Annotated in this window: 13 protein-coding genes and 1 pseudogene; 8 read left to right on the top strand and 6 right to left on the bottom strand. The window is 44.6% G+C overall.

Features of this window, described 5'->3' with window-relative positions:
* Nucleotide 1: 1 nt before the first annotated feature.
* The 3 genes from argS to AAHH42_RS05305 form a co-directional block, all read right to left on the bottom strand.
* A complete protein-coding gene (argS, locus tag AAHH42_RS05315; protein WP_342221817.1) occupies nucleotides 2-1,735 on the bottom strand; it encodes an arginine--tRNA ligase in 1,734 nt (577 codons plus the stop codon).
* Between the two features lie 107 nt (nucleotides 1,736-1,842).
* Complete coding sequence (locus AAHH42_RS05310; protein WP_342221816.1) at nucleotides 1,843-3,570, bottom strand: potassium/proton antiporter; 1,728 nt, start codon at nucleotides 3,568-3,570, stop codon at nucleotides 1,843-1,845.
* A gap of 327 nt (nucleotides 3,571-3,897) precedes the next feature.
* On the bottom strand, nucleotides 3,898-4,821 hold the full coding sequence (locus AAHH42_RS05305; RefSeq protein WP_342221815.1) for a Kdo(2)-lipid IV(A) acyltransferase: 924 nt from the start codon (nucleotides 4,819-4,821) through the stop codon (nucleotides 3,898-3,900).
* Between the two features lie 109 nt (nucleotides 4,822-4,930).
* Here AAHH42_RS05305 and AAHH42_RS05300 point away from each other — a divergent pair, with 109 nt between their 5' ends.
* Entirely contained in the window at nucleotides 4,931-5,995 is a 1,065-nt protein-coding gene (locus AAHH42_RS05300; RefSeq protein ID WP_342221814.1) for a rhodanese-related sulfurtransferase, read from the top strand.
* Nucleotides 5,996-6,019: 24 nt separating this feature from the next.
* Here AAHH42_RS05300 and bssS read toward each other — a convergent pair whose 3' ends face one another.
* The 3 genes from bssS to rne form a co-directional block, all read right to left on the bottom strand.
* Entirely contained in the window at nucleotides 6,020-6,286 is a 267-nt protein-coding gene (bssS, locus tag AAHH42_RS05295; protein ID WP_072550859.1) for a biofilm formation regulator BssS, read from the bottom strand.
* A gap of 119 nt (nucleotides 6,287-6,405) precedes the next feature.
* Nucleotides 6,406-7,452 (bottom strand): dihydroorotase, encoded by a 1,047-nt coding sequence (gene pyrC, locus AAHH42_RS05290; RefSeq protein WP_072550858.1) that lies wholly within the window; start codon nucleotides 7,450-7,452, stop codon nucleotides 6,406-6,408.
* Nucleotides 7,453-7,567: 115 nt separating this feature from the next.
* On the bottom strand, nucleotides 7,568-10,489 hold the full coding sequence (gene rne, locus AAHH42_RS05285; protein WP_342221813.1) for a ribonuclease E: 2,922 nt from the start codon (nucleotides 10,487-10,489) through the stop codon (nucleotides 7,568-7,570).
* Nucleotides 10,490-10,967: 478 nt separating this feature from the next.
* Between rne and rluC the strand changes: the two genes are divergently transcribed.
* The 7 genes and pseudogenes from rluC (at nucleotide 10,968) to acpP (ending at nucleotide 16,031) form a co-directional block, all read left to right on the top strand.
* The gene (gene rluC, locus AAHH42_RS05280) at nucleotides 10,968-11,930 is read left to right on the top strand and encodes a 23S rRNA pseudouridine(955/2504/2580) synthase RluC (RefSeq protein WP_072550856.1); all 963 of its coding nucleotides are present in this window, start codon (nucleotides 10,968-10,970) and stop codon (nucleotides 11,928-11,930) included.
* A gap of 34 nt (nucleotides 11,931-11,964) precedes the next feature.
* The gene (gene yceD / locus AAHH42_RS05275; RefSeq protein ID WP_072550855.1) at nucleotides 11,965-12,489 is read left to right on the top strand and encodes a 23S rRNA accumulation protein YceD; all 525 of its coding nucleotides are present in this window, start codon (nucleotides 11,965-11,967) and stop codon (nucleotides 12,487-12,489) included.
* 12 nt (nucleotides 12,490-12,501) lie between these two features.
* Nucleotides 12,502-12,660: pseudogene (gene rpmF / locus AAHH42_RS05270) on the top strand (50S ribosomal protein L32); the annotation flags it as partial.
* A gap of 307 nt (nucleotides 12,661-12,967) precedes the next feature.
* On the top strand, nucleotides 12,968-13,930 hold the full coding sequence (locus AAHH42_RS05265) for a beta-ketoacyl-ACP synthase III (RefSeq protein WP_342221812.1): 963 nt from the start codon (nucleotides 12,968-12,970) through the stop codon (nucleotides 13,928-13,930).
* 18 nt (nucleotides 13,931-13,948) lie between these two features.
* Entirely contained in the window at nucleotides 13,949-14,878 is a 930-nt protein-coding gene (gene fabD, locus AAHH42_RS05260) for an ACP S-malonyltransferase (protein WP_072550853.1), read from the top strand.
* 14 nt (nucleotides 14,879-14,892) lie between these two features.
* A complete protein-coding gene (fabG, locus tag AAHH42_RS05255) occupies nucleotides 14,893-15,636 on the top strand; it encodes a 3-oxoacyl-ACP reductase FabG (RefSeq protein WP_342221811.1) in 744 nt (247 codons plus the stop codon).
* 155 nt (nucleotides 15,637-15,791) lie between these two features.
* A complete protein-coding gene (gene acpP / locus AAHH42_RS05250) occupies nucleotides 15,792-16,031 on the top strand; it encodes an acyl carrier protein (RefSeq protein ID WP_072550851.1) in 240 nt (79 codons plus the stop codon).
* Nucleotides 16,032-16,098: the final 67 nt, after the last annotated feature.

Raw genomic sequence — 16,098 nt, 5'->3', positions numbered from 1 at the left:
ATTACATCCGCTCTACTGTCTGGATCCCTAAGGTATCTAAACCTTGTTTTAGTATTTTAGCCGTGAGTAATGCGAGTTTGAGGCGACTGTGGCGTGTTTGTTCACTGGTGGCATTTAAAATCGGACAGTGTTCATAGAAACTGGAAAATAAAACAGCGAGATCATACAAATAAGCACACATAACATGTGGTGTGCCATCACGTGCCACTGTGGTAATGGTTTCTTCAAATTGTAATAAACGTGTTGCCAGTGTCGCTTCGCGATCTTCACTGATGATGAGGGGCACTGTAAGGCTAGTTTCATCGATTGCGGCACGTTTAAATATGGAAACGACGCGGCTATAAGCATATTGCATATAAGGTGCGGTATTACCATCGAAAGTGAGCATATTATCCCAGTCGAAAATATAGTCAGTAGTGCGGTTTTTAGATAAATCGGCGTATTTCACTGCCCCGATACCGACGGTGTTGACCAGTTGTTTTAATTCTTCGGCGGGCATCTCCGGATTTTTTTCGCGGATCAGGTTATCCGCCCGTTCAATAGCTTCATCCAAGAGATCGGCCAGCTTAACGGTACCGCCAGTGCGGGTTTTAAAGGGTTTTCCGTCTTTACCTAACATCATTCCAAACATATGATGTTCCAGTGACACTGACTCTGGTACATAACCGGCTTTGCGCGCGATGCTCCAGGTTTGTGTCAGATGCTGATGTTGACGGGAGTCAGTGTAATAGAGGATCCGATCAGCACCGAGAGTTTGGCAACGGTATTTAGCACAGGCAATATCAGAGGTGGTATAAAGATAGCCACCGTCTTTTTTCTGGACGATAACGGCCGTCGGTTCACCTGCCTTATTTTTGTATTCGTCGAAAAATACCACGGTCGCGCCTGCACTTTCTACCGCTAGCCCTTGGGCTTTCAAATCCGCGACTATACCCGGTAGCATCGGGTTATACAGGCTCTCGCCCATGATGTCGTCTTTGGTTAGAGTGACATGCAAACGATCATAAGAAATCTGATTTTGTGTCATGGTAATGTCAACCAGCTGACGCCACATTTTACGGCACTGTTCGTCACCCGCCTGTAATTTCACCACATAAGCGCGCGAGCGTTGCGCAAATTCTTCATCTTCGTCGTAGTTTTTTTTTGCGGCGCGGTAAAATGTTTCCAGATCCGATAACGCCATATTACTAGGGTTATCATGCTGCATTTTTTCTAGATAGGCGATCAACATGCCAAACTGAGTACCCCAGTCGCCCACGTGGTTGGCGCGAATGACGTTGTGACCGAGAAAGGTCAAGGTACGGGCGATGGCATCACCGATGATGGTAGAACGTAGATGACCGACGTGCATTTCTTTGGCTACGTTAGGGGCTGAGTAATCGATAACCACGGTTTGGGGTGATACTGGGGTGATACCCAGTTTTTTAGGTGCTATCAATATTTGGTCAATCTGTGTCGCTAACCACTGACGATCAAGAAAAATATTGATAAAACCCGGGCCTGCTATTTCTATTTTGCGGGCGATACCTTTAAGATCTAGAAAATCAACGACTTTTCCCGCTAATTGGCGTGGCGGTATAGCTAACATTTTGGCAACGGACATCACACCATTAGCCTGATAATCGCCAAACTGTGGCTTGGCTGATTGGCGGACCTGAGCATCGCTATCTGTGGGCGCACCCGCCGTGATCAGCGCCTTGCCGATTTTATCTGAGAGAAGAGCCTGAATATTCACCGAGTTACCTTAATCTAAAAGTTTGCACGGCAATACTAACATTTAGCATAGGGTTGCAGAAATAAAACATTTCCCTTATGTAGATTTGAATGTACATCCCTCTGTTGTTATGCTTTGTTAGCAACGATCTTGACCCCCACTTTACTAACACGTTCGGCATCCATTTCAGCAATGGTCCAGGTTAAGCCATCCCATTCAATTTGGTCGCCAATAACGGGTTTGCCGCCTAATAGATGAATCACAAATTGTCCCAAGGTTTGCTGGTTATCCGCGCCTTCTTCCAAATTTAAACCATAAATATTTGAAATGTCTTCAAGTTTAGCATCTGCCTCTAAAATGAAATCGCCGAAAAAGCGTTCATCAAGCTGAATACTCGGTGTTTGGCTAAAAAGTTTACCTAAGGCAGGTAAATCATGTTCGTGACCGATAACGCATAAAATATCGCCCTCTTTTAAACGGGTTTTACCTGTTGGATGTAGCAGATCTTTACCACGGAAAAGTGCCGCAATACGAGTTTTCTTTGGCATTTCCAAATCACGCAGTGCGGCCCCGATGCACCATTTATCGGAACTAAGTTGATAAATGAATTGTTCCCATTGATTGTTAATATCAATGTCAAGGCCGACTCGTGAAACAGGGGCCAAGGGTGGAGGCACTACCAGCTTGGTTTTGCGGGCGGCAAACGATAAGGTAGTGCCTTGTAGCAACAAGGAGACTAGCACCACGAAAAAGGCGACATTAAAAAATAAATGCGCATTGGCTAATCCAGCCATCATAGGAAAGACGGCTAAAATGACGGGTACTGCACCCCGTAATCCAACCCATGAGATAAAGAGACGTTCACGGAGATTAAAACTGCGAAATGGCAATAATCCGACTAAAACTGAAACTGGGCGGGCAAACAGGATCATCCACAGTGAAAGTGCCAAAGCAGGGAGAGTGATGAGGAACAGTTCACTCGGATTAAGAAGTAGACCCAATACTAAAAACATGCCTATTTGACTCAGCCAAGCCAGCCCGTCGAAAGTTTGTAGTATTCCAGAGCGATTGCGTATTGGACGATTACCGAGTGTCAATCCACAAAGATAGACTGCGAGGATCCCGCTGCCATTCATCGCTGTTGTCAAAGCAAAAATTGTAATCCCACCACTGACCGCCAGCAGAGGATAAAGGCCGTTAGCCAGCTGCATACGGTTGATCAGTGATAACAATAAAAAACCGCCGCTAAGCCCTATCAGGATACCTAAACCAAATTGTTGCAATAAATGAACTAAAAACATCCAACTTAAGTGACTATCCCCGGCAGAAATCATGGAGATCAAAGTAATAGTCAGAAAAACAGCCATCGGATCGTTACTGCCGGATTCGATCTCCAGGGTAGCGCTCACCCGTTCATTAAGCCCTTTACCACCTAACAAAGAAAATACTGCTGCTGCATCTGTGGAGCCAATAATAGCGCCAATTAATAACCCTTGAATAATGTCTAAATCGAACAACCAAGCGGCTAACCATCCAGTTAACCCCGCAGTAATTACCACGCCTACGGTGGCCAGTGATAGCGCCGGCCACAATGCGACACGAAATGATGATGCTCTCGTGCGCATACCACCATCAAGCAGGATCACCGCCAATGCAAGATTACTTACCAAATAAGCAAGAGGGTAATTATCGAATGGGATGCCTCCAATACCATCACCGCCTGCCAACATACCGATGGCAAGGAAAATAACCAAAATGGGGATCCCTAAACGGGATGATAATGAGCTGAGTAAAATACTCGCTCCCACTAATGCTGCGCCGATCAAAAAGAGGTTGTTGATAGTGATGGCGTCCAAAGTGGGCGGTCTCCTAATTTGATAGAGGATTACTGAAAGCGGTTACTAGTACACAGCATGAGTTAAGATTATACACGGAAACGTGTAAATAAAGGTTAAAGCAAATACTTAATTCAAGTGTTTCAATTAATATTTGTCATTGATTATATGTATTTATAACCTGTTCCAAATATTTTTCGCTGTGCTTAGAAGAGGAAAAAATGGGCGAAAAAGCGTAGTTACCCTTTGTATGAAACAAAAGAGAGTCAATGAGCATGTTGAGTGCATTTTTGACGAATGACTTGACCAAAACACGGCGAGCACAAGAGATTTCGAACAGGTTCTTAATCAGTTATATAGTGAAGGTTGTCCCTCTGGACGTGTTTTAAAACGCCGATGTAGCCACATATACTGATCGGAAGCACTGGTAATTTCTTTCTCTACCACTTTATTCATAAAGGCTGCCGCTTCGATTTCGTTGTCCAGCGGAAAATTTTCGACCATCGGTTGTATAACAATGTGATAGCCTTTGCCGTTTGCTAGTCGATGGGGGGTAAAGGGGATGACATTCGCTTTACCCATACGTATTAGCAAGTAACTGCCGGTGGTCGTCGCTGTCTGATCAACGGCAAAGAAAGGGACAAATACGCTGCTGCGTGGGCCATAGTCGTGATCGGGAGCGTACCAAATAATTTCTCCTTTTTTCAGGCTGCGAACCATGCCTTTGAGGTCTTTACGATCGAGCATGGCTTTATTGGAACGGGTACGTCCCCAAGTCTGCATCCAGTCTATCGCTTTATTATCATGGGGACGGTAAACACCAATGCCCGGTGTATTGATACCAATAATACGGGCACCTAATTCCAGGGTCAGAAAGTGTAAACCGATAAGTAATACCCCCTGACCCTGTTCCCGTGCCCGTTGGATATGTTCTAAACCGCTAATACGACTCCAGCGTTTAATTCTCCAGTCTGGCCAGAACCATGCCATACCCGTTTCAAACAGCCCCAGACCGACGGATGTGAAATTTTTTGCTACCAGTTGATCACGCTCAGCACGAGACATTTGAGGAAAGCACAGTTCCAGGTTTCGCTGCGCAATCTGTACTCTATGCCGCAAGAAGCGCATCGAAAGACGACCAAGAAAAATACCCAGGCGATAAATAATAGGGTACGGAAGTAGCACTAATAAATAGAGAAGAGCGAATCCACACCAGGTGAGCCAATAACGCGGATGCAGCAGTGAACGATCAAAAGGAGGAGCTTGTATCATCTGTTTTCAATATCATAGTGGGTTACCAAGAGTACGTTAACTTGTTCTCAGGATAGCCATAAATCTGTTAGTATGCCGTTTTTGAACCTGTTCAACAGGAAAGTACGGTATGTCAGCATTATATAATCGAATTTCTAATAAGGAACTTAAAGCACGTATGTTGGCTGAAATTGAACAGCGAACAACAGTTTCTTTTTACAAGTACTTCATTCTGCCAGATGCGCAAGCATTTCGCGATAGCCTTTATCGTCAGTTTGTTAAATTGGGCGTGTTTGGGCGGGTTTATATTGCCAAAGAAGGGATCAATGCTCAAATTAGTGTGCCGGTTGATCGTTATGACGCGTTTAAACAGGTGTTGTTTAGCGCTCATCCGGCATTAGATCAAATACGTTTGAATGTCGCTCTTGAAGACGACGGTAAATCATTCTGGGTGCTGCGTATGAAAGTTCGCCAACGTATTGTTGCCGATGGCATTGACGATGAAAGTTTCAACCCAGCGAATACCGGTCACTATTTGCAAGCCGATCAAGTTAATAGAATGATTGATGATCCAGATACACTCTTTGTAGATATGCGTAATCATTATGAATATGAAGTGGGTCACTTTGAAAACGCAGTAGAAGTGCCATCCGATACGTTTCGCGAGCAATTGCCGATGGTTGTTGACATGCTACAAAATGATAAACAGAAAAATATTGTTATGTATTGTACGGGGGGCATTCGTTGTGAAAAAGCCAGTGCTTATATGCGTCATAGTGGTTTTGAAAATGTTTATCATGTCGAGGGAGGTATTATTGAATATGTCCGTAAAGCCAAAGAGCAAGGTTTGGCGCTAAAATTTGTGGGTAAAAATTTTGTTTTTGACGAACGTATGGGAGAACGGATTTCTGATGATGTGATCGCCCATTGTCATCAGTGTAGTATACCCTGTGATGCACATACTAATTGTAAAAATGAGGGATGCCATCTGTTATTTATTCAATGCCAAAATTGTATGCAGAAATTTGCGGGATGTTGTAGCCAAATTTGTCAGGATGAATTGCAATTACCGAGCGAAGAACAACGTGCACGTCGTGTGGGGCGGGTAAATGGCATGAAAATTTTCAACAAATCTAAAGGGTTATTACAAGTTAGTGTGCCTATACCGCCAAAGGCATCAAAGAATATCCCCTGATGCCTGGTTTTTATTTTTTTAAAACTAATGTTTACGATGGTAAAAATCGATGTAGTCCGATGATTCAATTTTAGCGATGCCTGCTTCTAAAATATAAATCAATTGACGTGCAACATCGGTAGTTAACCAAAGTGTTCTATCGACTAATACTTGTTCTGATGGCTTGTCTCTATCAGCGCCTTCTTTAGACAAATAGTGAAGGCGTATCATCATTGCGTCATACACATCTACTGTACTGATATCCCAACCTACTAATGGGTGAGTCTGTATAATTTTGTCGTTTATATCCATAAAGCCCCCTTATCTTTTAGTAGTCATTGACGCTAGCAATCAGTAAGGATCCATGAGACTCATTAACCCTCTTGTAAAAGAGGTTCAACTCCATAGGATAGGAGGTCTTTCCATTATATTCAATTTTTAACTGACCAATTAATAGACTGGCCTGCTAAAAAAGGAATAATTGAGCTTTGGTCTACATTAATTTCCTCCGCCTGGATAAAAGGGGTCCGTATCAATTCAATGAAACCTTCATTTTTGGGTAGGTCGTAAAAATTTGCGCCATTTTCGGAACAGAATGCTTCTAAGTACTTCAGTGCATTCAACTCTTCGAATATAGCGGCGTAAACGGGTAGTGCTCCTGGTGCATTAAATACCCCGGCACAGCCGCAAGCCGATTCTTTACGGTCTTTGGTATGGGGTGCCGAGTCGGTGCCAAGAAAAAAACGGTTGCAGCCCCCGGAGACGGCCGCACGCAGCGCCTGTTGGTGATGACTACGTTTTAATACCGGTAAACAGAATAGATGGGGGTGGATACCACCAACCAACATATGATTACGGTTAAACATTAAATGTTGTGGCGTGATAGTAGCAGCAAGAAACTCATTGCCACCTAACACGTACTCAACCGCTTCTTTAGTAGTGATATGTTCAAATACGATTTTCAATTCAGAAAAATGCTGACGAATAGGCGTTAATATTTGGTCAATAAATCGCGCTTCACGATCAAAGATATCTATCGCCATATCTGCTACTTCACCGTGGATAAGTAATGGCATACCCAGTTTTTGCATTTGTTCAAATAACGGATAGATAGCAGTAATATTAGCCACGCCCTGATCAGAATTAGTGGTCGCGTTAGCAGGATACAGCTTGGCTGCGGTGAAGACTTTTTCGTCAAAACCTTGTTTCAGTTCGGCGGCTGACAGTGTTTCCGTTAGATAACACGTCATTAATGGAGTGAATGTATGCCCGTTAGGTATTGCCTCTATAATTTCTTTCCGATAATTCTTAGCGGCGGCAACCGTAGTAATAGGTGTTGCCAAATTGGGCATGACGATAGCGCGGCGAAAAGTTCCACTGGTATAGGGCAATACGGTTTTGAGTATTTTGCCCTCCCGTAAATGAACATGCCAATCATCTGGGCAGCGGATTGTGAGGGTTTGTGGTTTTGCGGTCATTAATCGGGCTCCACTGAGTATGATAAAACGAGGATTATTCGCACCAGGCAGTAGACTTCTTGCATCAAGCCAAAAAAACCCGCCCAAAGGCGGGTTGTCGTTATTTAATAAAAAGTTATTTGACAGGTTGTGGCTTGGCCACCGGAGCACATGCCTGGTTAACGGCGGCATGACCACCGGCGGATCCTTTACCCGTAAAATCAAATGAAGATCGCTGCCAATCGCTACGTGCTGGAATTTGTGCGATATAGTCCGGTGCAGGTGCTTTAGTCATGGGTGCGCTGGCATGATGCTTAAATAATATCCTCAATGGATAAGCTTCCACAGATTTAGACTGTACTGCCTTGTTTTCCTGTGGGTGAACAGGTGTTGCAATGGAATGATTCTTATCAGGTATAGCAGCGACAGTTACCTCATCAACAAGGTTATTAATTGTATTATTAACGGCATTATCAACGATGTTACAGTGAATTTTATGGTCATTTTTATCGATAATGTCATTACTGATAATGACCGGTGCTTGCGTTGAGGTGGTATTTTGCTCCGCCGGTACAGCAGGTTCTGAGCTGGTCTGTGTTGTCTGCTCTGGTCGATCTGTTTGTTCTATCCGTTTTGCTAATGGATAACTGATCCATACTTTACCTGAAGCCATTTCCGGTGATGCAAAAGCACCTGCTAATGGCATAGCGGATTGAACTGGGTAACGTTCATCACGATAGCGACGTCGGCGTTGACCACTGACACGCAGATGACGTGGTGATCGGCGTGAGCGGCGTGAGCGGCGTGGCATACTGTTTTCATCACTAATTACATTTTCGTTATTGACTGAATAATCACTGTTATCCTCGCCGGTTTCTGCAACGGTTGTTGATGGCAGTGTGTGTGGTGTGGCGCTATCGTCAGCCGTCTGGAAGCGTATTTTTCCGGACAGTGGACGACGTTGCCGACGGGGCGTAACAACCTGTGGCACTTCTTCTTGCTCAGGTTGAACTTCTCGTCTTGTTGCGGTGATATCCGTTATCTTTGGTTCCACTGACGCTTGACGTTTATCATTTTGTTGATGATGTTGCTGGTTTTTTTGCGGTGCTTTGTCTAAATCGATAGGGGTATCAATCAACGAATTGGATGATGGGGTACGTTTGTTACGTTTTTGTTCTTCACGGCTTTCACGTGCGTTACGTTCCCCTCGATCTCTGCGCCCATTGCTTTGACGACGCGACTGACGACGATCTGGCTGACGATTCTCAGCGGTGTTTGATCTTATTTTGGCGATGGGTTGAACAGATTCAACCGAAGGGCTGAAGAGACCCTTTAGACTGGTTAACAGGCGCTGAAACAGGCCGGTTACCGTGGTCACTTTAGTTGATGGTGGTAACGCCGATGGGGTCACAGTAACAGGTTCAGCAACGGATGCTGTTTCTGACGGTGATAATGTCGATAGTGGGGGCGACAGTGCTGGCTGTTCCGGACGTTTACGCTCATTGAGCGTTTCTTCTTGTGACGTCGCCGTCTCTGGATCATATCGTTGTGCTAGCAGATAACTTAGTGTGGGTGCTTCTTCACCTTTGCGCACTCGTGATACCGAATAATGAGGTGTTTGCATCTTGTCTTTAGGGACTATTACGGCACGCACCCCGCCTTGCCGTTTTTCAATTGCATTAATGGAGTCACGTTTTTCGTTGAGCAAATAAGATGCGATCTGTACGGGCACGATAGCATGAACTTCATGAGTATTTTCTTTCAATGCTTCTTCTTCAATTAAACGCAGGATTGAAAGTGACAAGGATTCATTATCGCGAATGGTACCGGTACCGCTACAACGTGGACAGACGTGATGACTGGATTCCCCTAGTGATGGGTTAAGACGCTGGCGCGACATTTCCAACAGACCGAAGCGAGAAATACGACCGATCTGAATACGGGCGCGATCTTGACGTACTGCATCACGCAGACGGTTTTCTACTTCACGTTGATGGCGTATTGGTGTCATGTCAATAAAATCGATCACGATCAGCCCACCGAGATCACGCAAACGGAGTTGGCGCGCAATCTCATCAGCAGCTTCGAGATTGGTGTTAAACGCCGTTTCTTCGATATCACCCCCCCGGGTCGCGCGTGCAGAGTTAATATCAATAGCAGTTAATGCTTCGGTCGTATCAACAACGATGGAGCCACCGGATGGCAGACGTACTTCACGTTGAAAAGCTGATTCAATTTGTGACTCAATCTGATAATGGCTGAATAAGGGAACCTCACCACTATACAGCTTAACTTTATCGTTAAAATCAGGCCTCCCCAGGGCAGTGATATGTTCTTTGGCGAGATCGAGAACCTTAGGATTATCGATCAGTATTTCACCGATGTCTTGGCGTAAATAGTCACGAAAAGCACGAACGATAACGTTACTTTCCTGATGGATTAAAAAGGGAGCGGCGCGACCTTCGGCCGCTTTTTTGATGGCTTCCCAGTGTTTTAAGCGGAATGATAGATCCCATTGTAACGCTTCGGCATTTTTACCGACACCAGCAGTACGAACGATAAGCCCCATACCATCAGGCAATTGTAGTCCAGATAAGGCTTCTTTCAGATCGGTACGATCCTCCCCTTCGATACGACGAGAGATACCTCCGGCACGAGGGTTATTTGGCATTAAAACTAAATAGCTGCCTGCTAGGCTAATGAAAGTCGTTAATGCAGCGCCTTTATTGCCGCGTTCTTCTTTATCTACCTGAATAATGACTTCCTGGCCTTCACGTAGAACTTCTTTGATATTGACACGGTTGTGGGAAGAAGAATTGCTGGGAAAGTACTCGCGGGAGATTTCTTTTAATGGCAGAAAACCATGTCTTTCTGCACCATAATCAACAAAAGCGGCCTCCAGACTCGGCTCAATCCGGGTGATCTTACCCTTATAAATATTTGCTTTTTTTTGCTCATGGCCTGGGCTTTCTATATCCAGATCGTAAAGCTGTTGTCCATCTACAAGAGCAACACGCAACTCTTCCTGCTGAGTTGCATTAATCAACATTCTTCTCATCTTGACTTACTCGTTATCTTTCTACATTGGCATTAAAACTGCGAGTAAAATAACCTCATAGCACTTTAGTATGAGGACGGCTTCTATAACGCCGAGTCTCCAGCTAAGCTAGTCACCCGCAGCCCGCTAACTGCTTGATTTCACATTACGTCTTATGCCATTGCTGCGTTTTTGTATGACCAAACAAACTTTATCATTCCACAGGCTAACGAAAATCAACGCGGAATCGGCTGCATTATTCCATTGCTGATACTGATATAGCAAGGTGACTTTACTTCTCGAGTAAAGATTATGCTAGCTTCATCTTGCCGATGATCATGAGTTGTTAAATTGAGCAAGTTATTCGTTAAGTTGAATAAATCCAATCGTTAAATCAGATACACATAACTTGTAAACGTTGCTTTCAACCATTAGCTTAACAGTTAAGCACAGAAAAAGAGGTGGCGCTAATTTCTCGCTGTATTTAGAATGACAGGTTATGAAAATAAAGGATCCGTCAGTACAATTAATCAGCATCTCTGCCGATGAAGCCGGTCAGCGGCTCGATAATTTTTTGCTTGCTAGGTTAAAAGGCGTGCCGAAAAGTCTGATTTATCGCATTGTGCGTAAAGGTGAGGTTCGCGTTAATAAAGGGCGTGTTAAACCTGAATATAAACTGGTTGCTGCCGATATCGTGCGTTTGCCACCGGTGCGGGTGGCGGAACGTGAAACGATGCAACTATCGACGAAGTTGGATAAGGTTGCGCTACTGGCTGACTGTATTTTATTTGAAGATGAGTACCTGTTGGTGCTGAATAAACCCTCTGGTATTGCAGTGCATGGCGGCAGTGGACTGGATTTTGGTATCATAGAGGCGTTGCGCGCTCTGCGGCCGGAAGCGCGTTTTTTAGAGTTAGTTCACAGACTGGACCGTGATACATCGGGCGTGTTATTGATTGCCAAGAAGCGTTCTGTTTTACGTTTGTTACATCAACAGTTACGTCTAAAAAATATGCAGAAAGATTATCTGGCACTGGTGCGCGGTCAGTGGCCATCTCACTGTAAAGCGATACAGGCTCCCTTATTAAAAAATATTTTGCAAGGTGGTGAAAGAGTAGTGAAGGTGAACAGTGTCGGTAAACCATCAGAGACGCGTTTTAAAGTCGAAGAGCGTTTTGCACAAGCGACTTTAGTGAAAGCGAGTCCGATAACGGGCAGAACACACCAAATCCGTGTTCATACTTTACATATGGGACATCCGATTGCCGGCGATAACCGTTACGGTGATCGGGAGTTTGATCTCGAATTACAGGGCAGTGGATTGCGTCGTTTATTTTTGCATGCAAGCGCACTTTGTTTCGAACACCCTCATCTGGGCACAAGTATGCGTGTAGAAGCACCGTTGGATGATCAATTACGGTATTGTTTGCAAATTTTACGCAAGACATCCCTTTTTCTTTGACTCTACGTCATTACAAAGTTAGTATGCGCGGCTTATGCAAAAGGTAAAATTGCCCCTAACCATTGATGTGCTTCGTAGTGCTCAAAAACGCTTGGACTATTCTGGTGTCTACCCTGCTGAGCAGGTAACGCGTGTTGCTGACTCGGTAGTCAGCGTGAATAGTGATGTTGCGGCTTGGTTATCATTTAATCTTGATAATCGGCGCCTGGCGGTTATTACAGGTCATGCAGATGTTGATGTAACATTGATGTGCCAGCGCTGCGGTAACAATTTCTCCTATCATATTCACGCCACATATTGTTTTAGCCCAGTGGCTAATGATGAGCAGACTGAGGCACTACCTGCGGCGTATGAGCCAGTTGACGTTGACGAATTTGGCGAAATTGATCTGCTGGCAATGATTGAAGACGAAATTATTCTCTCGGTGCCTATTATTCCGCTGCATGAATCTGAATACTGTGAAGTGTCCGAAGCGGATATGGTGTGTGGTCAGCTCCCTGAAGAAGCGGAGAAACCCAATCCATTTGCCGCATTAGCAAATTTGAAAAAAAGCAATTAAGGAGTAAGGTCAATGGCCGTACAACAAAACAAGCCCACTCGTTCTAAGCGTGGTATGCGTCGCTCTCACGATGCGCTGACTACTTCCCTTCTTTCTAAAGATGAAACCTCCGGTGAAACTCATTTGCGCCATCATGTGACCGCTGACGGTTACTACCGTGGTCGTCAGGTTTCTGAAGAGCAAGAAGCTATCAAATTAAGAGCACAAGAAAAACCCGGAGCTGTTAGTCAGGCTAGGAAAGAGAAAAGACAAGCCGGTAAGGAAGCCAGGGAAGCTAATAAATAGTTCTGTTAATATCCTACCCACAATCTGAATTTACAGGATACATGAGTTTCCTGTGGAACTGTACCATGAAATAGTTATGCTATTGATTGATAAATTTTTGTTACAGGATATTTATTAAAAGTCATATAGATGCTAGATGAGATGGGGCAGCGTTGAGGTTTTCTGAGCGTGCTATTACCTAAGATGACAGGACATGTACACTAAGATATTCGGTACGGGAAGTTATCTGCCCGAACACAGGCGCAGCAATGCGGATTTGGCAAAAATGGTGGATACCTCCGACGAGTGGATCCAAACTCGTACCGGTATCAAAGAAAGGCGTATTGCCTCGGACGATGATACAGTAGCTAGAATGGGCTGGTATGCTGCGGAGAAAGCGTTAGAAATGACGCGAGAAGCAACAAGAGAATTCGATAAAAATGATATTGGTTTGATTATCGTTGCAACCACTTCTTCGACTCATGCTTTCCCAAGTTCGGCTTGTCAAATCCAGCAAATGCTAGAGATTACGGATGCCATTTCCTTTGATTTGGCTGCCGCTTGCACGGGGTTTCTCTATGCGCTGGGTGTTGCTGATCAATTTATTAAAAACGGTACCGTAAAAAATGCGTTAGTGATTGGTTCTGATACTCTCAGCCGTGTGCTTGATCCACAAGATCGCAAAACACTTGTTTTATTTGGTGATGGTGCAGGAGCGGTGGTGTTAGGCGCGTCAAAAGAGCCGGGGATTCTCTCAACGCATTTACATGCCGATGGTTGCTTTGGCAATTTATTGACATTGCCTTATCGGTATTCTCAGAATCAGCCTGCTTATATCACCATGACAGGGAACGAGGTATTTAAAATTGCAGTGACTAAGTTGGCTCAGATTGTCGATAAAACGTTAGAGGCGAATAATCTACGGCGTGAAGCATTGGATTGGTTGGTACCTCATCAGGCTAATTTACGTATCATTAAAGCAACAGCTCAAAAATTAAAAATGGATATGCAGAAAGTGGTGGTCACTTTAGATCGGCATGGTAACACTTCTGCGGCGTCGGTAGCTTCTGCACTGGATGAGGCGGTACGCGATGGGCGAATTCAACGTGGGCACTTGGTGTTGCTGGAAGCCTTTGGTGGCGGTTTTACTTGGGGTTCAGCTCTGATCCGATTTTGATTTGACAGGGAAATAAAAATGGCAAAATTTGCAATGGTATTCCCAGGGCAAGGCTCTCAGGCTATTGGTATGTTGACGGATTTAGCTGCCAAATTTCCACTTGTTGAAGAGGTATTTAGACAGGCATCGTCAGTATTAGGCTACGATCTATGGCAGTTAGTGCAACAAGGAGCGGCGACAGAGCTAAATAAAACCTGGCAAACTCAGCCGGCATTACTGACGGCTTCAGTAGCCATTTGGCGTGTCTGGGAGCAACAGCGTGGTACATTACCGTCGATGATGGCGGGTCACAGTTTAGGTGAATATTCTGCTTTGGTTTGTGCGGATGTATTGAATTTTGAACAAGCGGTTCGACTGGTTGAACTGCGTGGAAAATGGATGCAGCAAGCGGCGCCGCCTGGTGTGGGCGCGATGGAAGTGGTTATTGGCCTCGATAACAATATCATCGCCAAAGCTTGTGCGGAGTCGGCACAAGGGCAGGTTGTTTCATTGGTTAATTTTAATTCACCAAATCAGGCAGTGATTGCAGGTAATAAGGAGGCTGTGAAAAGGGCGGTGGTTGCTTGTAAAATGGCAGGAGCAAAACGTGTGTTACCGTTACCCGTTAGTGTGCCTTCACATTGTGTGCTGATGAAACCCGCTGCGGAAAAAATGGCTATCGCATTGGAAAAAATGATTTTTAACCCGCCGAGGTGTCCAATTCTGAATAACGTTGATGTAAAGATAGAAAGCTCCCCTGAAGCCATTCGTAGTGCCTTGGTACGTCAAATCTATAGTCCGGTTCGTTGGGTTGAGTCTGTCGAATATATGGCGACGCAGGGCATTGAACGGCTGTTAGAAATAGGGCCTGGCAAAGTTTTAACTGGCCTGAACAAGCGTATTGTCGATACACTGACTGTGGCATCGATCAATGATGTTGCCTCGTTGTGCTCTGCGCTTGAACAATAACGAAAGAGGATGACATGAGCGTTGAAGGAAAAATTGCGCTGGTAACGGGTGCTAGCCGTGGTATTGGCCGTGCGGTCGCGCAGTTGTTAGCTGAACGCGGTGCTAGAGTGTTTGGTACTGCGACCAGTAAAAAGGGTGTTGAAGATATTGATGGCTACCTGGGTGAAAAAGGCAAGGGTTTTGTGTTGAACGTTGCTGATCCTGTGTCGATCGACAAGCTGATGGAAGGCATTAAAGACATTTATGGTGAATGTGGCGTAATTGATATTTTAGTGAATAATGCCGGTATCACAGCTGATAACTTACTAATTCGTATGAAAAACGAGCAGTGGCAGAATGTTTTGGATACTAATTTGACCTCGATATTTCATCTGTCAAGAGCGGTATTGAAAGCTATGATGAAAAAACGTTTTGGTCGTATCATTACCATTGGTTCGGTGGTTGGCACCACGGGTAATGCAGGGCAGGTTAACTATGCCGCCACTAAGGCAGGTGTTGTTGGTTTCAGCAAATCGTTGGCACGTGAAGTTGCTACACGTGGCATTACTGTTAATGTTGTAGCACCGGGTTTTATCGAGACGGATATGACGGAGGTATTGACAGAAGAGCAACGTGAAGGCATTTTAACACAAATCCCCGCCAATAGACTTGGCAGTGCCAAAGAAGTTGCCAGTGCTGTTGCATTTTTGGCTTCAGCTGAAGCCAGTTATATTTCTGGTGAAACGTTACATGTCAATGGTGGCATGTGTATGATTTAAGAAACTGTGAAAATTATTTGCGTTATTTGCCGTGAAAATCGCATAATGGCGTAAAATAGTGGTTTGACCAGCCGAGATTTAGTTGCATCTTTTTCAACATTTTATAAACTACGAGAACCATCGCGTAAGCGAGTTTTGATAGGAAATTTAAGAACATGAGCACTATCGAAGAACGTGTTAAGAAGATCATCGTTGAACAACTGAGTGTTACAGAAAAAGAGGTTACTTTAGCGTCTTCTTTTGTGGATGATCTTGGCGCGGATTCCCTGGATACCGTCGAATTGGTAATGGCTCTGGAAGAAGAATTTGATACTGAGATTCCAGACGAAGAAGCGGAGAAGATTACAACGGTTCAGGCAGCTGTTGACTATATCACAGCACATCAGGGCACATAACTTTAGCAGCAAACGGACATATCTGGGCGGTCATTCGATCGCCTGAGTTTTTTGGATAACTTCTTTA

The organism is Candidatus Fukatsuia endosymbiont of Tuberolachnus salignus (genome assembly GCF_964030845.1).
GTDB lineage: Bacteria > Pseudomonadota > Gammaproteobacteria > Enterobacterales > Enterobacteriaceae > Fukatsuia > Fukatsuia symbiotica.
This window is presented reverse-complemented; position numbering and strand designations above follow the sequence as displayed.